Annotated in this window: 13 protein-coding genes; 8 read left to right on the forward strand and 5 right to left on the reverse strand. The window is 36.1% G+C overall.

The window, feature by feature from the left end; genetic code table 11:
• Window positions 1-204: 204 nt before the first annotated feature.
• From trhP to znuC, 3 genes are all read right to left on the reverse strand, one after another.
• The gene (gene trhP, locus BN1226_RS08865; RefSeq protein ID WP_044470894.1) at window positions 205-1596 is read right to left on the reverse strand and encodes a prephenate-dependent tRNA uridine(34) hydroxylase TrhP; all 1392 of its coding nucleotides are present in this window, start codon (window positions 1594-1596) and stop codon (window positions 205-207) included.
• 315 nt (window positions 1597-1911) lie between these two features.
• Entirely contained in the window at window positions 1912-2697 is a 786-nt protein-coding gene (gene znuB / locus BN1226_RS08870) for a zinc ABC transporter permease subunit ZnuB (RefSeq protein WP_044470895.1), read from the reverse strand.
• 11 nt (window positions 2698-2708) lie between these two features.
• A complete protein-coding gene (gene znuC / locus BN1226_RS08875) occupies window positions 2709-3503 on the reverse strand; it encodes a zinc ABC transporter ATP-binding protein ZnuC (protein WP_005760036.1) in 795 nt (264 codons plus the stop codon).
• Window positions 3504-3710: 207 nt separating this feature from the next.
• Between znuC and mepM the strand changes: the two genes are divergently transcribed.
• The 7 genes from mepM (at window position 3711) to BN1226_RS08915 (ending at window position 19623) form a co-directional block, all read left to right on the forward strand.
• Complete coding sequence (mepM, locus tag BN1226_RS08880) at window positions 3711-5210, forward strand: murein DD-endopeptidase MepM (protein ID WP_044470896.1); 1500 nt, start codon at window positions 3711-3713, stop codon at window positions 5208-5210.
• Window positions 5211-5787: 577 nt separating this feature from the next.
• Window positions 5788-5994: an ESPR domain-containing protein gene (locus BN1226_RS08890; protein ID WP_044470898.1), complete on the forward strand. Its 207-nt coding sequence runs from the start codon at window positions 5788-5790 to the stop codon at window positions 5992-5994.
• Window positions 5995-6663: 669 nt separating this feature from the next.
• Window positions 6664-15828 carry a YadA-like family protein gene (locus BN1226_RS08895; protein WP_044470899.1) on the forward strand — a complete coding sequence of 3055 codons (9165 nt, stop codon included), beginning with the start codon at window positions 6664-6666 and terminating at the stop codon, window positions 15826-15828.
• A 146-nt stretch (window positions 15829-15974) separates the two neighbouring features.
• Window positions 15975-16928: an ABC transporter permease gene (locus BN1226_RS08900; RefSeq protein ID WP_044470900.1), complete on the forward strand. Its 954-nt coding sequence runs from the start codon at window positions 15975-15977 to the stop codon at window positions 16926-16928.
• On the forward strand, window positions 16921-17904 hold the full coding sequence (locus BN1226_RS08905) for an iron chelate uptake ABC transporter family permease subunit (RefSeq protein ID WP_044470901.1): 984 nt from the start codon (window positions 16921-16923) through the stop codon (window positions 17902-17904). Before BN1226_RS08900 ends, BN1226_RS08905 begins: the two co-directional genes overlap by 8 nt.
• Window positions 17895-18656 carry an iron ABC transporter ATP-binding protein gene (locus BN1226_RS08910; RefSeq protein WP_044470902.1) on the forward strand — a complete coding sequence of 254 codons (762 nt, stop codon included), beginning with the start codon at window positions 17895-17897 and terminating at the stop codon, window positions 18654-18656. Before BN1226_RS08905 ends, BN1226_RS08910 begins: the two co-directional genes overlap by 10 nt.
• A 55-nt stretch (window positions 18657-18711) precedes the next feature.
• A complete protein-coding gene (locus tag BN1226_RS08915) occupies window positions 18712-19623 on the forward strand; it encodes a siderophore ABC transporter substrate-binding protein (protein ID WP_005759995.1) in 912 nt (303 codons plus the stop codon).
• Window positions 19624-19762: 139 nt separating this feature from the next.
• Here BN1226_RS08915 and adk read toward each other — a convergent pair whose 3' ends face one another.
• Window positions 19763-20407, reverse strand: coding sequence for an adenylate kinase (adk, locus tag BN1226_RS08920; RefSeq protein WP_044470903.1), 645 nt, complete (start codon window positions 20405-20407; stop codon window positions 19763-19765).
• Window positions 20408-20674: 267 nt separating this feature from the next.
• Between adk and BN1226_RS08925 the strand changes: the two genes are divergently transcribed.
• A complete protein-coding gene (locus BN1226_RS08925; RefSeq protein ID WP_082041923.1) occupies window positions 20675-23236 on the forward strand; it encodes a TonB-dependent receptor in 2562 nt (853 codons plus the stop codon).
• Window positions 23237-23301: 65 nt separating this feature from the next.
• On the opposite strand, the gene BN1226_RS08930 is transcribed toward BN1226_RS08925, so the two are convergent.
• Entirely contained in the window at window positions 23302-24582 is a 1281-nt protein-coding gene (locus BN1226_RS08930; RefSeq protein ID WP_044470904.1) for an AmpG family muropeptide MFS transporter, read from the reverse strand.
• Between the last annotated feature and the right edge of the window lie 43 nt (window positions 24583-24625).

The raw sequence follows: 24625 nt of genomic DNA on the forward strand, positions 1-24625 counted from the left end.
TAAATGCAAGAGGGTATTTTTATAGAGAACGGGCAAAGAAAGAAGAAAAATGCAGAATTTTTGCGATATAGATCGTAATTTAGAAAATTCATCATAAAAAAAGCCCTTTCAATAGAAAGGGCTAAATATATTTGGAGTCATACTTTTTAGGGTATGGGAAACATTATATACATAAATTTAATAAATACAACATATTTTTAACATTTATTTTTGATGTGGATTTCTCGTATTACTATTTACTAAATTACGCATTAATAGAGCATAGTCTAAATCAATATCGGCAGGCACATCTAAAAATACAAAATGCCCATCTCCTAGTCCAGCATCTACATTTTCATTTTTGCGATTAAGTATGCGCTCAATTTTAAAAATAATATTACCTTTAGGCGTCATCATTTCTACTTCATCACCTAATAAGAATTTATTCTTAACCGCAACTTCTGCCATACCTTGTTGATTACGTTGACCCGTAAATTCGCCTACAAATTGTTGACGTTCGGAAATACTGTAACCGTATTCATAGTTTTGGTATTCATCATGAGTATGACGACGTAAGAACCCTTCTGTATAACCACGATGTGCTAAACTTTCCAAAGTATCCATTAAGCTGGTATCAAATGGTTTTCCCGCAGCAGCATCATCAATGGCTTTACGATAGACTTGAGCAGTACGAGCACAGTAATAGAAAGATTTTGTACGTCCTTCGATTTTCAGTGAATGCACCCCTAATTGGGTTAGTTTTTCGACATGTTGTACGGCACGAAGATCTTTTGAGTTCATAAAATAGGTGCCGTGTTCATCTTCAAATGCAGTCATTTGCTCATCAGGGCGATGTGGCTCAGTATAAAGAAAAACTTTATCAGTGGTTTGTCCCTCACCTAAAGTGGGTGCCACATTTTTTACCTCAATTTCAGGCTCGAATTTTTGTACACTTTCTTTAGCTACAATATTGCCTACATCATCTGTTGTGCCTTCTTCCATTTTGTATTCCCAACGACAAGCGTTGGTGCAAGTGCCTTGGTTAGGATCACGTTTATTAATATAACCAGAAAGTAAACAACGTCCAGAATAAGCCATGCATAATGCACCATGCACAAAAATTTCTAGTTCAATATCTGGAACTTGTTGACGAATTTCTGCTATTTCCTCAATAGAGAGTTCACGAGACAGAATCACTCGAGTTAACCCCATTTGTTTCCAGAATTTTACTGTTGCCCAGTTAACTGCATTCGCTTGTACTGAAAGGTGAATATCAATCTCAGGAAAATTCTCACGTACTAACATAATTAAACCTGGATCGGACATAATTAATGCATCAGGCTTCATATCTACGATAGTTTTAATATCTTTAACAAAGGTTTTTAATTTTGAATTATGTGGAGCAATATTTACCACCACATAGAATTTTTTACCTAAGCTATGAGCCTCATCAATGGCTTGTTTTAGAGTAGCGTGATTAAATTCATTATTACGAACACGTAAGCTATAACGTGGTTGCCCTGCGTAAATAGCATCTGCACCATAAGCAAAAGCATAACGCATATTTTTAAGCGTGCCTGCTGGAGACAATAATTCTGGTTTGAATGGAGTAGTCATAAATTTCTCTTTTGTCTGATTTCAAGTCAGTGATTCACAGCAAGGTGAACCGTTAGGAATGTGTATTGTAGGGAGATTTCTTAAATTGTAAAGCAATGAATGAGATTTCTTGAAATCTTGCCTAACTGCTCTTTGTAAAAAATAGCGATTTCTAACGCTTATTTGTGAAGGGGATAGTCGAGTTGTTTATCAGTATGGTTTTATGTTTAAAAGTGCGGTGTTTTTTTAGAAAATTTTGTTTCTAATATTTTTTAAAACGAAGTTCTTCCTCCGAGGAGGAAGAGAATGGTATTTTTATCAATGGATAGAAGAAAACTATTCCGTGGAGTGCTTTAATAAGGACATTAAGAAAATAAATGAAGAACAGATCACCACAGAAGGGCCTGCTGCGGTATTGTAGAAAGCGGATAATAATAAACCTAATGACACTGCAATCATACTTAAGATAATCGCAATGAATACCATGCTTTCAGGAGTTTTAGCAAATCGACGAGCGGTAGCAGCAGGGATAATTAGTAATGAAGTAATAATTAATGCACCGACAAATTTCATACTTAAAGCGATGGTAAGTGCGGTTAAAATCATCAAAATAAATCGCATGCGGCGAATATTTATTCCTTCCACTTGAGCTAATTCTGGGCTGACTGTGGTGGAAATTAGAGGTCGCCAATGATAAATTAGGACGGATATCACCACGATGACCCCAACACCAATATAAATTAAGTCTTGATAATTTACTGCCAATAAATCACCAAATAAATATCCCATTAAATCTACCCGCACATTTTGCAATAATCCTACCGTGACCACGCCTAGTGATAAGCAGCTATGAGCAATAATGCCAAGTATGGTATCGACAGAAAATTGAGAATGGCTTTCCAACCACACCATGGCAATAGCTAAAATTAGGGTAAGAATCAGAATAGCAAGATAGGGATTAACATTTAAGAAAATCCCAATGGCGACCCCTAATAATGCAGAATGGGAGAGAGTATCACCAAAATATGCCATTTTACGCCATACCACAAAAGCCCCTAAAGGTGCGGTAATTAAAGAAAGTAGCATTCCTGTTAGCCAAGCAGGAAAAATAATTTCAAACATAAATTATCTCGTTATTGATGTTGATGAAGACATTGTTCTGAATGCTGTGAACCTGAACAGCACACATCACCATGAATATTATGTTGATGATTATGATGATGGGTATAGAACGCCACATTTTTAGAGAACTGATCGCCAAATAAATAAATAAATGTAGGATCATTAGACACCATTTCAGGCGTGCCTGCACAACAAATATGTTGATTAATGCATACCACTTCATTAGTATCCGCCATCACAATATGCAGATCATGAGAAACCATTAAAATTGCACAGTTTAATTTTTCACGGGTTTCATGAATCAATTGATACAATTCTGCTTGCCCCGTTAAATCCACCCCTTGAGTTGGCTCATCAAGCACTAATAAATTGGGTTTGTTGAGGATTGCTCGGGCAAGCAACACACGTTGCATTTCACCGCCTGATAATTTTTGCATACTGTTATGAATCAAATGCTTAATGGAAAGTAATTGCAATGCCTCTTGAATATCTTGATGGCGAATCCCTTTTTTCAAACCAAGAAATTTCTCTACAGTAATCGGAAAACTCGGATCTAAATGAATTTTTTGTGGAACATAGCCAATGCGTAGATTAGCGCTATATGTTACAGTTCCCTCACTTGGAGCTTGTAATTTTAATAACACTTTTAATAGGGTAGATTTCCCCCCGCCATTCGGGCCAACAATCGTTACCACCGTATTAGGATAAATAGTTAAATTGATATTTTTCAACGCTATTTTTTCGCCAAACAGAACATTAATCTGTTTAAGTTCAACAAGTGGCGTTTTGATGGCATGGATTTTCATAAGGAAAGTTTATTTGTATTAAAAAATTTCTTAACGATAGCTCATTTTATTGAAGTTCTCAAGAAAATAAAGGCAAAAATTCCTCTAATAATGGAAATTATTCCCATAAAAATTTTTTTATTGTGTATAATGAACCCTTTAATTTTTTCTATGTCATAAAAGAATCATTATTTAGCATCTGCATTGATATTATAAGGGACACACTGAGTGGGGCATCAGCACGTAAAATTAGCAAGAGATAGACGTAAACGAAAATCACGGATTAAAGCGGCGATTTTTTTTATGGCTATTTTGTCGATTATGGCGGGGATTTTGCTTAGCTTAAAAGACAGTGTAGAAGAAAAAAATGTTTATGATGTAGCGAACCAAAATCAACAATTTGAGAAATTGACACCGAATAATCTTTCCGCAGATTCAACTACTAATCAAAGTGCCTCCAGTGCTACACTTGTAAGCAAGGAAAGTGCGGTAGAAAATTCAAAAAATTTATCTGAAGTGAATAGTGCAACCTCTTATGACGATGATTTATCAGGCGAAGATCAAGAGGTTGATGAAATCAAAATTGATTCTGACGAGGTTTATGAATCTCTGCCTGACAATGCCAAAAATGCCTTAAATGATCTGCTCGATGCAGCAGAACAAGCCAAACGCATTTCTGATCAATTTAGCCATACTATTGTGAGAGGCGATAAATTAAAAGATGTGCTCGAACTTTCTGGTTTAGAGGCTGATACCAGTGTGAATCTAATTAAAGCTTATCCTGAATTAAAAAACTTAAATGCTGGTCAACAAATGTATTGGATTCTCGATCAGGATGGCGAATTAGAATATTTAAACTGGTTGGTCTCTGAAAAAGAAGAACGCATTTATGAACGATTAGAAGATGGCAAATTCTCTCGCCAAGTTATAGAAAAGAAAAGTATTTGGAAAAAAGAAGTGTTAAAAGGCCAAGTCACCACTTCTTTTGTCGCAGGTTTACGCGCCTTAGGTTTGGACGGGCGGCAAATTAGCCAATTAAATACCGCACTTCAATGGCAGTTTAGTATGAAAAAATTGAAAAAAGGCGATAAGTTTAGCTTGTTAGTGAGCCGAGAATATTTAGGCGGAGAATTAACTGGGCAAGGTAATGTAGAAGCCATTCATATTATCAGTGAAGGCAAAAGCTATTATGCTGTACAAGCAGATAATGGTCGTTATTATAACCGCCAAGGGGAAACCTTAGGTAAAGGCTTCGCTCGTTATCCATTACAACGTCAAGCAAGAGTTTCTTCGCCATTTAATCCTCATCGCCGTCACCCCGTGACAGGACGTATTCGCCCACATAAAGGCGTCGATTTTAGCGTTTCTGCTGGAACCCCAGTGATCGCACCCGCAGATGGAGTAATTGAGAAAATTGCTTATCAACCAGGTGGTGCAGGGCGTTATATTGTTATGCGACATGGGCGTGAATATCAAACCGTGTACATGCATTTAAGCAAAGCCCTAGTTAAAGCAGGGCAAAATATCAAACGTGGGGAACGTATTGCATTATCAGGTAATACAGGTATTTCCACGGGTGCGCATTTACATTATGAATTCCACATTAACGGACGCCCTGTTAACCCTCTCACTGTGAAATTACCAGGTTCAAGCAGTGAAATGCGTGATAGCGAACGCCGTCAATTCTTAATCAAAGCCAAGTCTGCAGAACAACAATTGAGAATGTAATCTGAATACTTAGTAAGTAAATCTATTTTCGTATTATGATAAGAGGTAATTAAAAGGGCGAAAGCCCTTTTATTTTTACTCAAACTCATGTTTTATCGCACATAAAGAGATGAGAATCTTTAAAAACGAAAACTTTTGTTAAGTTTGCAAAGAAAAAAGAATTTCTGATACTTTTCTTTATTTCACTCTTCTTCATATTATTTCTATAACTACTTAATCCAATTAGCTTTATTTTTAGAATTCGTATTTTATGCGATTTTTTGAGGTATTTTTGATACAAAAAATTTACATTAGCATGCATTGTAAACATAATTTGCTTATTTTTTGTTTTATTATTTACCGATAGTTAATAATTAACCTGATGTTGTGTTTAATATTTTCTTAATAATTAACAAAAAGAGTAAATTCTTATTTTTTAAGTAAAATTATGTAAATTAACAAGAAAGATTGCCTATTTTATATATAATTGCACACCTCATTAAAGTATGGGTATTGTGTTTTATGCTACATGGTAGTTTAGTGGTTAAACGACATTTACTTTGATACATGTAATCAATTTATTCAAATAGGTCAAATTATGAATCATATTTACAAGGTCATCTACAATCATGCTACGCAAACGTTTATTGCGGTTTCTGAATTTGCTAAGGGGCATGTGAAATCCCGTCAAACAAGAAAAATTTCTGCAAAACTAACCGCAGTTTCAGCCTCAGCTGTATGTTTAGGTGCCTTATTAGCCGTGCCTTCGGCTTTTGCTTATACAGGGTTAACTGGAGGGACTTAACTTAATAAAAATACAGTAGATAAAAATAATTATTATATAACAAATGAGGAGGGAGAGACTTATTTAGTCGCTCCCGCTAGAACGGATGTTATTGTCGGTTCAAGAACTTATACTACTGTAACTGCTGATAATGGCTACAGCTATTATGCAACAGTTCCTACTTATACAAATAGCTCTACTTACATTAATGCATACAACTATGGTAACCCATATAGTACGTACTATTCAGGTAACAATTATGAATCTAACACTGGCGCAGAATATACTTCTTATTATAGTTTAGCAGGCAAGGATGAGATTGAATATTCTGATACAGCAGAAGGTGGCGGTACTACTAATTTAACTTTTAATCTTCCAAGTCCACATTATGTATATAATGTATCTACTAGTACAAAGGGACATGGAGCATCTTCTATTGCTTTAGGTAATGAAACAATAGCTACAGGTGGCTCAGTTGCGATTGGGGATTATGCTTATGCTTATTCTATTGGTGGACCTAATAAAAATGGCACTAACGCAGGTCTTACTACAGCCATTGGTACATATTCTGTAGCTAAAGGGGCTGCTGCGACAGCATTAGGTGCAGGCTCTTTAGCTCAAGGTAATGGATCTACTGCTGTAGGTCGTCAATCAGCGGCTATTGGTACTTATGCTCAATCTTTTGGTTCAATGGCAAACAGTATTGGAAATTCTTCTAATGCAATTGGTCAGTCTGCAACAGCTTTAGGAACACAGTCTATTGCTATTGGTTCTGCTAATATTGCTTCATATTCAACCACCGCATCTTCTGGGTTATATCAACCTTTTGAATCAGCTCAAGCATTAGGTGATCGTTCTATAGTTATGGGGGGAGGGGCTACAGCTGGTACAACTGTTCAAAATACTACAACAGGTAAAATTATCAATAAGTCTATTAGTTATGTAAGTGATGTAGATGAAACTACTGGTAAAGAAACAACAGAAACAGGAGTACAAGGTTCTGATGCGGTCGTAATCGGTCATTATGCTAAAGGTCGCCGTGACAATACAGTAGCTATGGGTTACCATGCAGAAGCAAATGGTATGGATAGTATGGCTCTAGGCTCTTTTGCTGATGCATCTGGTTTTAAAACTGTTGCTATCGGTAGTAATGCTGATGCTGCTGGTCATTTTGCTTCAGCATTAGGTGTACAATCTAATGCTTCTGGATTTGAATCTTTGGCATTAGGTTTTGGTTCTACTGCAGAAGGTGATAATAGTATTGCTGGTGGTAATAATGCAACTGCAGCAAAGGCTAATTCTATTGCATTTGGTTCTGACGCTAATGCGAAAGATTTAGGAACAGTAGCGGTTGGTGTTTCAGCTGAGGCTAATGGTTCTTATGCAATGGCATTTGGTCAAGAAGCGAATGCTGCTAAAGCCCATGCAATGGCATTTGGTAAAGGGGCAAATGCCTCTGAAGAAGATTCAACTGCAATTGGTACAAATGCAAAAGCTACAAAAGAAGATGCTGTAGCAATTGGTACAGATGCAAAAGCTATTGAAGTTAATACAGCAGCCATTGGCTCATCTTCAATAGCAAGTGCTGCTAATGCCTTTGCAGCTGGGGTAAGTGCACAAGCTACTGGTGCAGGCGCGACTGCCGTGGGCTATGCAGCGCAAGCTACAGGTAAGAATTCTATTGCAATTGGTGGTGATGATGATAGCACAACATCTTCTGCTCAAGCAAAAGGTGAAGCTTCTATCGCTATCGGTGATCAAGCTATTGCAACAGGTACAAATTCAATTTCTATTGGTACTAAAAATAAAGTTACTGCTAATAAAGCCGTTGCTATCGGTGACCCAACCGACATAACAGGTGAGGGATCTTTTTCTTTAGGTAATGACAATGGTACTGAAGATGCAGGCACGGCATTTGCGGCTACTAATTCTGGTATCTTTGGTAATAATAATAAAGTCACTTCTGGTGATGCTATTCGTGTAGTAGGTAATTCCAATACTGTGACAGGTAGCAACTCAATGGTAATTGGTAATAGCAATACGGTTAGCACTGAAAATACTTTTGTATTAGGTAACAATGTATCTTCTACCGCAGCTCGTTCTGTGATTTTAGGAGATAAATCTGGTTATACAGAGAAAGGTAGTTCTACAGAAGGATTATCTACAGATTATACTTCTGGTATGGTGAATGGTTATAACCATAACTTTGCTGGTGGTTCAACTAATGTTGGCGTAGTTTCTGTGGGCTCAAATGGTTCTTCTACTGTGGAAACTCGTCGTATTCAAAATGTAGCGCCTGGTTTAATTTCATCTAATTCAACAGATGCAATCAACGGCAGCCAATTATATGCTGTGGTTGATGAGGTGAATAAAGGTTTCAATTTATCTGTTGACAAAACCGGTTCAGGCACTTCTTCGACAACTGTTTCTGGCGGAAAAGATAATATTACTTTAGGTGAAACCATTACTTATACTGCAGGTAATAATGTTGGTATTAAGCAAGATGCAAATAAAATCACTATTTCAGCTAAAAATGCCGCTGTAGCTGCTGGTACAAATGCTCATGTAACCAGTACTGAAGCTAATGACACTACAACTTATACTGTTAGTGCAGATAAAACAACTGTTTCAGCTAAGACGGCAGGTTCTGATGGTTTTGGTGTGACTGTAATTGGTACTCCAGGTGCAGCAGATTCAACAGGCGCAATCACTACAGATTATTCTGTTGATTTAAACGATAAAACTAAACAAACCATTACTAATAACACAACCAATATTACTAACAATGCAAATAATATTAGTAAATTACAAAAAGGTTTCAATGTAAAAGCAGGTGAGACAACTACTAATGTTGCGTTAGGTGGCGAAACAGAACCAACAGTAGAATTTAAATCTGGCAATAATAATATGGATGTGGCATTAACTGATAAAACAGTAACTTACACAGTGAATACTGAAAATGTTATTAACAATATCAACAATGCAACTAATACTCCTGTAACAAATATCAGTGCAAAATTTGGCGTCACTGCTGAATCTGGTGATCAAAAAGATGTAACGTTAACAAAAGACAATGTACCAACGGTTAAATTTGTTGGCGATGGTAACATCATTAAATCTGAAACCAATACAGATGGCGTGAAATACAGTGTTGATGAAACAAACTTAAATACTTTCATTACGAACAATGAAACTGTCAAAGCAGCTAAAACTGTTGTTAAACAAGGCCAAAATGTTAAGGTTGAAGAAACCAAAGGTGAAAATGGTGAATCTATTTACACTGTAAGTACAGACCTAAGTAAATTAGGTAGTATGAGTGGGTTCAACGCTACAAGTAATGGCTCAGAAGATGCAACTAAGAAAGCTAATATCCAAGACTCTGATACGGTAAACTTTATTGATGGTAGTCGCACAACGGCAACAACCACAACTAAAACAGCTTCAGATGGTAGTACAACAGGTATTGATGTTTCTTACGATTTAAATGATGAAACAAAAACTAAGATTGACAATGCTTTATCTAAATTCACGGTAACTGGTGACAGTGGTTCTTTAACTGTGGATAAAGATACTACAACATTTGGTGTTGTGAAAGGTTCTGATTTTGTAACAACTACCGCAGATGAAGATTCTAACACGGTTAAAGTTGATGTCAGCAATAAAGTGAAAGATGCTGTGACAACTGTTGAGGAAAAAGGCTTAACATTTGCTGGTGAAACTGGTTCAACCAATGTTCAAAAACTAGGATCTACAGTGAATGTGACTGGTGATGATTATATTGATACCAGTGCAGCAGAAAATACAATCACTGTTACTGCTTCTGATAAAACTAAAAAAGCGGTGGATACAGTTGAAAAAGGATTGACTATTACCTCTTCTGCATCTACTGGTGAAAATAAAGGGATTACCACAGATAATCTTAAATTAGATGAAACTTTTAATTATGATGCAGGTGATAACATTGCTTTAACTCAAAGCGATAATGGTTTATCTATTGCAACCAAAAAAGATGTCACTTTTACCACAGTGAATGCAACTACAGTGAATGGTGATACTGTAAATAGTAAAGTAGTCAATGTGACTAACAATGGTGGCACTACAACTATCGACGGTAATCATATTACTACTAATAATGTGACTATTAATGGCGATGTTACTAATGATACGGATGCAACAACTAAGAAATATGTTGATGAAGGCCGTACAACCGTAACTTCTTCTGATAAAAGTATTTCTGTTGTAGATACCAATACAGATGCAAAAATCAATAATTACGATATTAAAGTAGATTATGACAAAGTTGCTGAAAATACAGATCTTACCTATAAAGATAATGGTGGCGCAGATAAAACTGTTAAACTTAAAAAAGGTTTAGATTTTGTAAATACTACAAATATTACAATGGAAACATTGGCTGATGGTGTGGTTAAAGCAAGTCTTAATTCTGCATTAACCAGCATTACTTCTATTTCTAATGGTAATACAACTATCACATTAGGTGATACTACCAATACTGTTAACGTAGGTGGTGCAAAAATCACTAACGTAACCAATGGGGTAGATGATAATGATGCGGTTAATGTAAGCCAATTAAAAGCAGCAAAAACAGAAGTTAAAGCGGGTAACAATGTAAAAGTTGATACATCTACTGCTACTGATGGCCATACTGTTTATACAGTAAGCACTGATTTATCTAAATTAGGTTCTATGAGTTCCTTTAATGTAGCCAATAAAGATGGAACTGTAACATCTAACATTACAGATTCTGAAACTGTTAAATTCTCTAACGATGGAAACTTAACAACGACAGTAACTGATGATGCTAATGGCTCTACTGTAACTTACGGTTTAGCTAACAATGTAAATGTTGGTGGTAAAGACGGTAAAGATGGTTCTGTTGGTGTTAAAGGTGCTAATGGTAAAGATGGCGTAACGATTACAGCTACTGGTGCTGACGGTCAAGATGGTGTTGATGGTCACATTGGTATCAATGGTAAAGATGGCGCATCTGCTGATGTACATGTTAAGAATGGTGCAAATGGCGTTGACGGTACTGATGGTAGCAATGGTAAGAACGGCATGGACCGCATAGTATACGAAGATCATAACCATGTAACTCATGAAGTTGCTACTATGGACGATGGCTTGAAATTCACTGGTAACAATACTGCGACAGAAAATGTTCATAAATTGAATACTACTGTTAAAGTACAAGGTGAAGGTACTCAAGCAGGGGCTGATGCAACAAAAGCATATAATGCTGATGGTAGTGTATTTGAAAGTGCAACCGGTAATATTGCAGTTGTTGCAAATGGTACAGATACATTAACTGTAGAATTAAATAAAAACCTTACAGGTTTAAATACAGTAACGTCTACAACTATTAATGGCGACACTATTAATGCCAATAACATGTATGTTACTAACGCACCAACCACCAATACTAGCGTAGTTAATAAACAATATGCTGATAATATGGGTTGGAATATTGGTTATGATGAATCTGAAAACGATATTAAAAACGTTGGTAAAGTGGTGAATAACAATACCGTGAATTTCAAAGGTATTGAAGGCACTGCGGTGAAAGTGAAAACTGATGCTGCTGGTACTTATACTGTTGAGATCAAAGCACCAACGCCTGAAACAGTTGTACCAACTAAAGTATTTGCAGGTACCAATGCAACTGTTGATCAAGGTAAGAATGCCGATGGTTCATTGAATCATGATTACACTGTGAATGCATATGATACTAAAGTAACTACATCTGATTCTAATATTACCTTAACAGGTGGTGACTTAGATTCTTCTAATGTACGTACTTACGATATTGCATTAGGCAATGATATTCAAATCGGCAAAGATGGCAAAAACGGTACAATCGGTGTCAACGGTGCAGATGGTAAATCTGGCGTAGGCATTGATGGTAAAGATGGCATCAGCGTATATGGCAAAGATGGTAAAGATGGCAAAGATGCAGTTGCTATCAATGGTAAAGATGGTGTTGGTCATATCGGTTTAACCGGTGGTAATGGTAAAGACGGTGTTGATGGCAGTTCTGCAGATATTTCTGTAAGAAATGGTAAAAACGGTGTTGATGGTACCGATGGTAACAATGGTACAAACGGCATGGACCGCATCGTATATGAAGATCACAACCATGTGACTCATGAAGTTGCTACTATGGACGATGGCTTGAAATTTGGTGCTAATGAAGCAGCTCAAGGTAGCACAGCTAACCCAGTTGCAAATAAATTAAATAGCCAAGTTGATATCAAAGGTGCTGGTACAAAAGATATTGCTAACTACTCTGGCGAAAACCTCAAGACAACCGTAGTTCAAGATGCTGATGGTAAAACAACCATCAATGTATTGATGGATAATGATTTAGCAACTAAATCCTTAACTGCTGGTGGTAAAGACGGTGTAAACGGCACGAATGGTACTGATGGTAAAATCGGTGTAGACGGTAAAAACGGCGAAAACGGTGTGACTATTACTGCTGAAGGTGCAACAGGTAAAGACGGCAAAGATGGTGCTAATGGTAAAATCGGTGTGAACGGTGTTGATGGTGCTTCTGTGGTTATCAACGGTAAAGACGGTTCAATCGGTTTAACAGGTCCAAAAGGTGCTGATGGTTCTAATGGTGCATCTGCCACTATGAAAGTTGTTCAAGGTCCTAAAGGTCTTGATGGTAACGATGGTGCAAATGGTGAAACTAAAACTCGTATTGAGTATGTAAAACCAAATGGCGATAAAGAAGAAGTTGCAACCTTAAATGATGGGTTGAACTTTACAGGTAACAATGCTGATACTATTAATGCTCATAAACTTAATACTACAGTGAAAATTGTTGGTGAAGGCACAACTTCTGGTTCTGATAAAACTAAAGCATATAAAGCTGATGGTAGTGTATTCGAAAGTGCGACAGGCAATATTGCTGTGATTGCTAATGGTACAGATACCTTAATGATTGAGCTAAGTAAAAATTTAGTTAATCTTAACAGTGTAACTGCTACAACAATTAATGGTGATACTATCAATGCTGGTAATATGTATGTAACCAATGTTGATGGAGATAATGATAATTCTGTTATCAATAAAAAATACTTTGATGAACATCGTACTAAAGTAGATTCTACAGATAAGACAGTAAAATATAAGTATGATAAGGATACAAATACTTATGATTTATCTGTTGATACTTCTAAATTAGGTACAATGAGTGCATTCAATGTAACTGATGGTAAAAAAACAGCAAAAATTATCAATAACGAAACTGTAAAATTTGCAAATGATGGTAACTTAACTACGACTGTAGAAGATACCGAAGAAGGTTCTACAGTGACTTATGGTTTGTCGAATACTGTTAATCTTGGTGGCAAAGATGGCAAAAACGGTACAATCGGTGTAAACGGTGCAGATGGTAAATCTGGTGTAGGCATTGATGGTAAAGATGGCATCAGCGTATATGGTAAAGATGGTAAGGACGGTACTAACGCAGTTTCTATCAATGGTAAAGATGGTGTTGGTCATATCGGTTTAACCGGTGGTAATGGTAAAGACGGAGTTGATGGCAGTTCTGCAGATATTTCTGTAAGAAATGGCAAAAACGGTGTTGATGGTACCGATGGTAACAACGGTAAAAATGGCATGGATCGTATTGTTTACGAAGATCATAACCATATTACCCATGAAGTAGCGACTATGGATGATGGTCAAATCTACGGTGGTGATGCCGAAGCTGCTAACTTAACTAATGGTAAATCTGCAACGGGTAAAGAAATCAAGAAAAAACTTAACGAACAAGTTAATGTTATTGGTGGTGTGTCAGATGAAACTAAATTAACGAAAGAAGATAATTTAGGTGTGGTATCTGATGGTACAAACAACTTAAAAGTTCGTTTAGCTAAAGATTTAAAATTAGGTAAAGATGGTAGCGTGACTATTGGTGATACTATTATCAAATCTGGTGATATTAAAGTGGGCGACACACATATTGAAGGTGATAAAATTACCGCTAAAAATATGTATGTAACCAATGTTGATAATAACCCTAACTCTGTAACCAATAAAAAATATGTTGATGAAGGACGTACTAAAGTTACATCTAGTGATAGTTCAATTTTAGTTGACCATAATGAAACAACAAACACCTATGATATTAAAGTTGATGGTGAGTCAATTGTTGCAAATGCGAAATTAACATATAAAGCGAATGGTGAAAACGCTCAGTCTGTTAAATTAAAGGACGGTTTAAACTTTACTAATGGTGATAATGACAATATCAAGGCATCTGTTGGTGCAGATGGTAAGGTTAAACATGATCTTAATAAAGACTTGAAAAATATGACCAGCGTGGAAACTGTTGATGACAATGGTAATAAAAATACTATGAATGCAGCAGGTAACACGATTGTGAATGTGGATGGTTCTAAGACTGAAATTACCGCAGGTAGCACAACCTATACTTCTAAAGAAGGTGATAAAACCATTATAGATGGTAAAGGTGTTCATATGGGCGATGTAAGTGTCACCAAAAATGGTTTAGATAATGGTAATAAGCAAATTATTAATCAAGCCTCTGGTGCTACTGAAATCAAACAAGATGGTACACGTGTCTATAACAAAGATACTAACGGTGCTAATATTGGTGATGTGAAATACTTAGCTGGTGATATTGTTAATAATGAAATCAAGACCTTAAAAACTGATGCATTTGGTGTGAAAGATACTGATGGTAAGGCAATTAAGAAAAATCTTGGTGATCAAGTGGATATCGTTGGTAAAGGTACTAAAGCTAATAGCGAATATGATGCATCTAACATCAAAACTTTCGTTGAAGATGGTAAATTAGTGGTTGGTTTAGATAAAAATATCAAAGCTGATTCTGTGACTGTTGGAGAAAAAGGTAAAGATGGTAAACCAGGCAAAGATGGTTATATCGGCGTCGATGGCAAAGATGGTTCATCTGTTGCAATTAATGGTAAGGATGGTTCTATCGGTTTAACTGGTCCTAAGGGAGCAGACGGTAAAGATGGTGCTTCAGCGAATATCAGCGTGAAAAATGGTACGAAAGGACTTGATGGTAACGATGGTAAAAACGGTGAAAGCAAAACCCGTATTGAATACGTGAAACCAAACGGCGAAAAAGAAGAAATCGCAACATTAAATGATGGCTTAAACTTCAAAGGCAATAATGAAGTTGTGAATAAACAAAAACTTAATTCAACAGTCACCATTGCAGGTGAAGGTGTGAATAAAGCAGCTTCAGAAAAATTTGAAAGTGCAGCTGGTAACGTGAATGTGAAAGCTGATGGTAAAGGAAAACTTGAAATTCAACTTGCTAAGAAACTCAAAAACTTAGAAAGTGCTGAATTTAAACAAGGTAATAAATCTACAACCATCAATGGTGGTAGTATGACTATTAACAATGGCGCTCAAAGCACAACAATTAGTTCTGTAGCGGGTAAAGATGCTAATGGTAAAACTATCAACGCAGTTAGCGTGAACGGTAGCCAAATTAAACATGTAGCGAATGGTGTTGAAGAGCATGACGCTGTTAATGTTAGCCAATTACGTGGTGGTTTAGCTGATGTTCATAACCATGTGAATAAAGTGGATAAACAATTACGTGCAGGTGTTGCAGGTGCCAATGCTGCAGCTGGTTTACCACAAGCTTATATGCCAGGTAAATCTATGGTAGCAGCTTCAGCAGGTGCATACCGTGGTGAAAGTGCATTAGCAGTAGGTTATTCACGTGCTAGCGATAATGGTAAACTTGTCTTGAAACTTCAAGGTAATACCAACTCTCGTGGTGACGTCGGAGGCTCTGTTGGTGTAGGTTACCAATGGTAATGATGTCCTGATACAGTAAAATGTATTTAAGACATAAATAAAAATAAAAGAGTTGATCTTATTGGATCAACTCTTTTTTATTTTATGGCTTGCAGGAAAAAATTGACATGCTAATATAAGGTTAAAAATAATTATCATTACAGAATATGATTCGTCGTCGATATTTAGTTTTATTATTACTGATTTTATCTCTTTTGTCTTTGTTTCTCGGTGTAAGTACAGTAAATCTACAAGGTTTACTGCAATTTAATATGGAACAATGGCAAGTCTTTTTGATTAGCCGAGTACCACGTTTAGTGAGTATTTTGATCGCTGGATCCGCCTTGAGTATTTGCGGTTTAGTGATGCAACAATTGAGTCGCAATCGATTTGTTTCGCCAACCACCGCAGGAACAATGGATAGTGCAAGACTTGGCATTTTAATTGCGATGCTGCTGTTTCCTTCCGCTTCAATGTTGCTAAAAACCAGTATAGCCATTATGGTGGCTTTCCTTGGCACATTACTGTTTATGAGTATTTTATCTCGCCTCAAATTTAAAGATACTATCTTTGTGCCTTTAGTGGGGATTATGTTTGGTAACATTATTAGTTCCATAACCGCATTTATTGCCTATCAACAAGATCTTCTACAAAATCTTGCAGGCTGGCTACAAGGGGATTTCTCGTTGATTATGTCAGGTCGTTATGAGATTTTGTATTTCAGTATTCCAGCATTAATTGTTGCCTATATGTTTGCTAACCGATTCTCGATTATTGGTATGGGACAAGATTTTGCGATTAATTTAGGCTTAAATTATCAACAGGTTCTCTATTTAGGCTTAGCCATTGTTGCCACTGTAACTTCCATTATTATTGTCTCTGTCGGCGTTATTCCTTTTTTAGGGTTAATTATTCCTAATTTAGTGACTCTTTATTTAGGGGATAATTTGAAAAAAATTCTTTCTCATACCGCACTTTTAGGGGCTGTATTTGTGTTAGCTTGCGATATTTTAGGTAGAACAGTGATTTTCCCTTATGAAATTGCTATCAATGCTGTCGTTGGAGTATTTGGTAGTGCAATTTTCTTATATTTGTTATTTAAGCGGTATCGTCATGTTTAAAATTAAAAATAATCAACCGCAGAATAAAAGTGCACGTCAGCTATTTATACTTGGCTTGTTGACATTAGTAGCAATTGCTATGTATTTGTTTTATCACTTGCCTAATCGTTGGGAATATGCATTACATCATCGTTCACTGAGTTTGGTTGCAATTATAGTGACAGGCGCTGCCATTGCGTTGGCGACTATGATTTTTCAGACGGTGGTGAATAATCGTATTTTGACTCCCAGTATTTTAGGGTTAGATTCTTTATATTTATTAATTCAAACCTTGATTATTTTTTTATTTGGCTCGAAGACTTTGCAGTCAATTGATCCGATTATTTTATTTGTCATTTGTACAGGATTAATGGTGCTGTTTGCATTAGGCTTGTATTACGCCTTATTCAAACGTGAACAACAAAATATTTTCTTTTTATTATTAGTCGGGATTATCTTTGGCACTTTCTTTCAAAGCCTCACCACCTTTATGGAAGTGTTGATTGATCCTAACGAATTCCAAATTGCACAGGATATTGGCTTTGCTAGTTTTAACCGAGTTAATATTAATATTTTATGGTTAGCTTTAGCGGTATTGCTTATTGTGATTTTTTATAGTTTACGTTATATGCGCTATTTTGATGTGCTAGCTTTAGGGCGAGATCAAGCGATTAATTTAGGCATTCCTTATCAAAGTATGATCCGACAATTGTTAGTTATTGTGGCTATTTTAACTTCAGTTTCCACCGCGCTTGTAGGGCCATTAACTTTCCTTGGGCTATTAGTGATGAATGTGACATTTGAATTTATTCGTAGTTATCACCACTTGATATTGATTCCAGCTGCCATGCTGATTTCTGTGTTAACTTTAATCATAGGACAAGTGTTGGTATCACAAGTGTTTAGCTTTAATACAACATTGAGCATTATTGTAAATTTTGTGGGTGGAGTATATTTCATTTACTTACTGTTGAGAGCAAATAAAAAATGGCAATAGAAATTAAAAATATTAATAAAAGCTATGGCTCCAAAAAGGTTGTAGATTCAGTTTCAGTGATTATTCCAGAAGGTAAAATTACCTCATTTATCGGCCCTAATGGTGCGGGTAAAAGTACTTTATTATCCATTATTAGCCGTTTATTGGTTGCAGATAGTGGAGAAGTATATCTTAATGGTAAATTACTTCATGAACAAAAAAGTGCGGATATTGCTAAACAATTGGCTATTTTAAAACAGTCTAATCATATTAATTTACGTTTGACAGTTGAAGATTTAGTGTCGTTTGGGCGTTTTCCTTATTCCAAAGGAAATTTAACAGAAAATGACCGCACTTTTATTGATAATGCCATTGGTTATATGAACCTAGAGGAATTTCGTTATCGATATATTGATGAGCTAAGTGGTGGGCAGCGTCAACGTGCCTATATTGCTATGACTTTAGCTCAAGATACGGATTACATCTTACTCGATGAACCACTGAATAATTTAGATATGAAACATTCTGTACAAATTATGCAAGTGTTACGTCAATTAGTTACGGAATTGAATAAAACCGTTGTAATTGTGATTCATGATATTAATTTTGCTTCTTGTTATTCTGATTACATTATTGCTATGAAAGACGGTAAATTAGTACAACAAGGCTGTATTGAACACATTATGCAAACCTCCGTATTGCAAGAAATCTATGGTATGCATATTCCAATTGAAGAAATTAACGATAATAAAATTGCTATCTACTTTAAATAGGTGGGATGAACTCGATTCACCCAATCCCCAAATTTTATTTATAGAGGAAAACACAATGAAAAAAACATTCACTACATTAGCCGCAGGTTTTATTGCAGCATTCGGTGTGGCAACTGCCAATGCCGCTGATATTACGGTTGAAAACTTTGCAGGTAAACAAGTGGTACCAGAAAATCCAAAACGAGTTGTAGTCTTAGATTTCGGTACTCTTGATACATTACGTGAGTTAGGCGTAAAAGATGCTATTGTAGCTAGCTCAAAAGGACGTATGCCAGACTATCTTGCGGAATTTGCAGATGATAGTAAATATGCCAATGTAGGAACCTTACCTGAACCCGCTTTTGAGAAAATTAATGAAGTTCATCCTGATTTGATCATTGCTTCAGGTCGCCAAGAAAAAGTGTTAGACCGATTAAAAGAAATCGCCCCAGTTTTTTACTCGACCACAGATTATGCTAACCATTATCCAAGCTTCCAAGCGAACATTCTTGCATTGAGCCAAATTTTTAATAAACAGGCATTAGCAAAAGAAAAATTAGCACAATTAGATACTCGTGTAGCAGAACTCGCAAAATTGACTCAAGGAAAAACAGCTTTAGTGACTATTGTTAATGAAAGCCGAATCAGTGCTTTTGGCGATAAATCTCGTTATGGTATGGTTTATCAAAAATTTGGTTTCACGCCTATTGATACTAACCTTGCTGCTTCAACTCATGGTAACAGTGTGAGCTTTGAATATATTGCTGAAAAAAATCCAGATTATTTATTAGTGGTTGACCGTACAGCGGCGATTACCGATAAAGTCAATAATGCCCAAACTGTACTTAATAATGATTTAATTAAACCTACCAAAGCCGCTAAAAATAATCATATTGTTTATTTAAATGCCGCTAACTGGTATTTAGCTTTTGGCGGTTTAAAATCTATGGATACGATGATTACTGAAATTGAAAATGCGGTGAAATAGGATTTGATATTAGTGTTGAATTCTAAGGAATCAGCTAATCCGTATTAATAAAAAATTTCTGAAAATTAGACTGCACTTTAGGGTCTAAAAAGAATAAAAAAGGCGAATATTGTATTCGCCTTCTTCATTTGATTTCCAATTAACCTAAGATAGTACTTAATTCTTGGCTGACTTCTTCAACTTTCTTTGTTCCATCTAAACGGAAGTATTGCGTATTACCCGCTTTTGCTTCGGCTTGATAATAATCTACTAAAGGTTGAGTTTGTTTATGATATACCGCTAAACGATCTAAAACCGTTTCAGGTTTATCATCAGCACGAATAATTAAATCTTCGCCTGTTACGTCATCTTTACCTTCAACTTTAGGTGGATTATAAACGATATGATATGAGCGACCAGAAGCTTGATGAACACGACGACCTGACATACGTTCAACAATAACTTCATCAGGTACATCAAATTCTAATACGAAATCAATGCTCACACCTGAATCTTTTAATGCATCCGCTTGCGGAATCGTACGAGGGAAGCCATCTAATAAAAAGCCGTTTGCACAATCTGGTTTGGCAATGCGATCTTTCACTAATGCCACAGTTAATTCATCTGGCACTAATTTACCTTCATCCATTAATGCTTTTGCTTGTTTACCTAATTCTGTACCTGCTTTGATGGCTGCACGGAACATATCTCCTGTTGAAATTTGAGGGATACCAAACTTATTCATAATAAATTGAGCTTGAGTCCCTTTGCCTGCACCTGGTGCGCCTAACAGAATAATTTTCATCTTAACCTCTATAAATAATTAATCATAATGAATTATGGTGGCGATACCATACATTGCAATGTCAATAAACTCAAGCATTGAATGAAATTATTTTGACCTTAATTAAAAATCATTATTTTTTATAATGAAATAAGACAGTTTAAAATCGGTATATTTTAATAATTTTTTATTTTTTTATTGATTTTTTGTTTTTTATATTTAAACTTATTTTTCTTTGTAAATTAAGGTTTAGTAAATAATTAGTAAAAAATAGGTTAAATAAATAATATGTATAAACCAAAATACATTTTTCGCCCTCATTTGCTTGCACTAGCGGTGATTTCTGCTTGCTATGTTGGGGTGAGTATGGCTCAAGATAACAATGACATGTTGGATGAAGTGGTTGTGACAACCACCACTTCAGATGATGTGCAGTCATTAGCTTTTCAGCAAGGACGTAAAGCGAGTGATGTGTCTATTGAAGGAAAAAAATTTAAAAAGCGTTCAGCTACCCTTGGGAATGCCTTAGCCGCTGAATTAGGCGTGCATTCTAGTCCCTTTGGTGGCGGCTCCAGTGCACCGATTATTCGTGGACAGGAAGGGGTAAGAATCAAATTATTGCAAAATGGTTCTGATATTATTGATATGTCATCAATGTCACCAGATCATGTTGTTGCCGCGGATACATTATTAGCACAACAAGTGGAATTAGTGAGAGGTACTTCTACGTTAATGTATGGTATGGCATCGCCTGCTGGTGTGGTGAATATTGTGGATAGACGCATTCCTACTGCCTCTGTTAAAGATAAAAACTATGAAGGTGAAGTGGTTTCTCGTTTTGATACTGCCAGTAAAGAACGTGTGCTGAATGCGGGTGTATCTTTGAATTTAGGCGAACATTTCGTAGCTCGAGTAGAAGGTTTGACACGTAAAGCTGATAATTATCGTGTTCCTGAAATTGATTTAGGACAGAAACTCAATTATTTGCCTGATAGCCATAATAAATCTCAGGTTGGTACAGTGGGATTGTCTTGGGTTGGTGATAAAGGTTATCTAGGCGTTTCTTATAATGAACGTCGTGATCATTATGGTATCCCAGGGCATAATCATGAATTTGATTATTGCTCAGGACATGTATTTGATACCACAAACCTTCTTAATATCACCAAAGTAAAATCTTATTTATTGGCTTATCCTCATTTAATGGGTGATGAAGATATGATCGGCAATTTACATTTCCATTGTGGTACAGAATTGAGTGGTGAAAAACATAGCCACAGTAATGTTTATGGACATAAGCATGATATTTCTGCACCAGGACCTGTGATTGATATGCATTCTAAGCGTTACGATTTGCGTGGTGAATGGCGACAACCGATGTGGGGTATTGATCGTATTAAAGTCGCTTTAGCGTATGCGGATTATTATCATGATGAGAAACATGATGGAAAAGCTCATTTAACTGGCACAGAATCCGAAGGCTATAAAAATGCTTTATTACATACTGCAGCGTTAATGTCAGGTAAGCCAGAAGCCTTTTTTTACAATAAAGGATTTAATAGCCGTTTAGAAATTTATCATCAGCCTACCGAGCATTTTAATGGATTAGTGGGCGTGCAATATCAAACTAAAAAGAGTAAAGTAACTCGTTTAGCTTCTATTGTCACTAATGATATTAATAACTTAAGTGGCGAACGAAATGAACATGACCAACATCCATTAGTGGAAAATACAGAAAAGCAACTTAGCTTCTTTGCGTTGGAACAAATCAACTGGCGTAATTTTATTTTAGAAACGGGTATGCGTTGGGAAAGACAAGAAATACCAATTAAATACGATAAAAGTAAATATAATTTAAGTGATGAGAAAGATGGTCCAGATCTTTCTCCTTATCGTGATAACGCCGTTTCTTATTCAGGCACATTAATGTGGGATTTCCATCCAGATTATCGCTTATCTTTAAGTGCTTCACATAATGAACGTATGCCATCGCCAATGGAACTTTATTATCATGGTAAACATTTAGCCACCAATTCCTTTGATTATGGTAATAAAGACTTGAAAAAAGAACGTTCTAATAATCTAGAATTAGGGCTTATGCATGCTTCTGAAAAATGGGATTTTAAATTTAGCGTTTATTATCAAGGCTTCAAAAATTATATCCATAATGAAAACATTTATCGTAACGCAAATCTTTATATGCGACGTTATAATCAATCAAAAGCGAAATTCTATGGTATTGAAGGAGAAATTGGTTATCAAATAACGCCTGAGCATAAAATTACCTTATTTGGTGATGCTATTCGAGGTAAATTATATGGATTCCCTAATTTTTATGGTAATAAAAAATATCAATCTAAATGTTTCATTAATGAATGGGATGAAGAAGAATGCGATTATGTAGAAATCGGTCGAGAAACGATTAAACGTCCAGATCGTAATGCTGCACGAGTTCCGCCAATTCGTTTAGGCTTCCGCATTCATAGTGAATTTTCAGAAAATTGGTCTGGAGATTTAGAATATACTCATGTATTTACTCAACGTAAAACATCAGTGAATACAGTAATCAGAGCTATTAGCCGTGATGAAGAAGAGAAACGTAGAGATGAATCAAATGGCTTAGGTTATGATGGTTATTACACGGAAAAAATTCCTGAAGATCAAACCCAAGGTTATAATTTACTCAATTTAGCTTTAAACTATCAACGGAAAATTGACGGTATTAATTATACGGCTTCATTAAGTTTGAATAATGCCTTAAATGAAAAGATTTATATTCATACTTCTTATTTGCCTTATGTACCTCAAATGGGGCGTAATGTTGTGTTGAATTTAGGTATGTCTTTCTAATTTTGTTGGTTTAGAGTGCAAAGTGCGGTGGAATTTTCATAAAATTTCACCGCACTTTTTTTATCTCATTGATGAGTTATTGTTTTTTCATTCCAAGGTGCTACCCAATATAAACAAATCATTCCAGGGATGGCGAGAAAAAAGCAAAGCCAGAAATAGTCATAATAGCCTAAGGCATTAATCCATGTGCCAGCTTGAGTATTTAATGTAGCACGAGGTAAAGCAGATAAGCTGGTAAATAAGGCTAATTGAGTAGCAGTATAGAGGGGATTGGTTTCCCTTGCCATAAATGCGACAAAGGCGGAAGTGCCTAATCCTACACCAATATATTCCGCAGCAATCACTAAACTCAATGCAAAGATTTCATAGTTACCCACTTGATCAAATGGTCCTTGCTTAGCCAGCCAAGCAAATCCAAGAATTGTGACGATTTGTACTATTCCGAATAACCATAATGCACGGTTAATACCAATACGGATCATTATAATTCCACCAACAATTCCCGCCGCAATCATTGGCCATAAAGAAGCGTTTTTAGCGACTAAACCAATTTGCGTTTTGCTATATCCCATATCTAAATAGAAAGGTGAAATAAGTGCCGTTGCCATGCTATCACCCAATTTGTAGAGGAAAATAAAGCTTAAAATAGCCAATGCAGAACCGATACCTTTGCGATCAAAAAATTCCTTAAATGGCTCAACCACATTTTCTTTTAAAGTGCGGTCTTTTTTTAGCAAAATTTCTGGCTCTTTACTTAGGAATAAGGTCATGAAAATTCCTGGTAGCATAAACATTGCGGTAATAATAAAAACCGTTTGCCAGTTAAAATGATCCGCCAAAATTAATGATAAAGCACCTGGTACTAATCCTGATACACGATAAGCATTAACGTGAATTGAATTCCCTAAACCTAATTCGTTATCGGGTAGGATTTCTCGCCGATAAGCGTCAAGTGCAACATCTTGATTTGCAGAGAAAAAGGACGTTAGGGTAGCCAGCCCAGCGATTAAAGTTAAACCAAAATGAGTTTGAGGATTGATAAATCCAAATAATGCTAGAGAAACAATCAGTAACAGTTGTGATATCAGTATCCAACCCCGACGACGACCTAAAAAGGGAGGAATGTATCGGTCAAGCAAGGGTGCCCAGATAAATTTCCAGGTAAAAGGTAAGGTGACTGCTGTGAAATAGCCCAGTGTTTCTAAATCTACTTTTTCGGAACGAAGCCAAATCGGCAATAGCCCAGTGATAATATAAAGAGGCAATCCAGAACTAAAACCTGTAAAAATACAGATCAACATATTACGGCTAAAAATTTGTGAAAGTAGCGTGGATTTTGTCGACATTTTATTAAGAGAAATATGGGCGAGGATGATACTCGCCCGTTGA

This window comes from Mannheimia massilioguelmaensis, from assembly GCF_000940515.1.
GTDB lineage: Bacteria > Pseudomonadota > Gammaproteobacteria > Enterobacterales > Pasteurellaceae > Basfia > Basfia bettyae.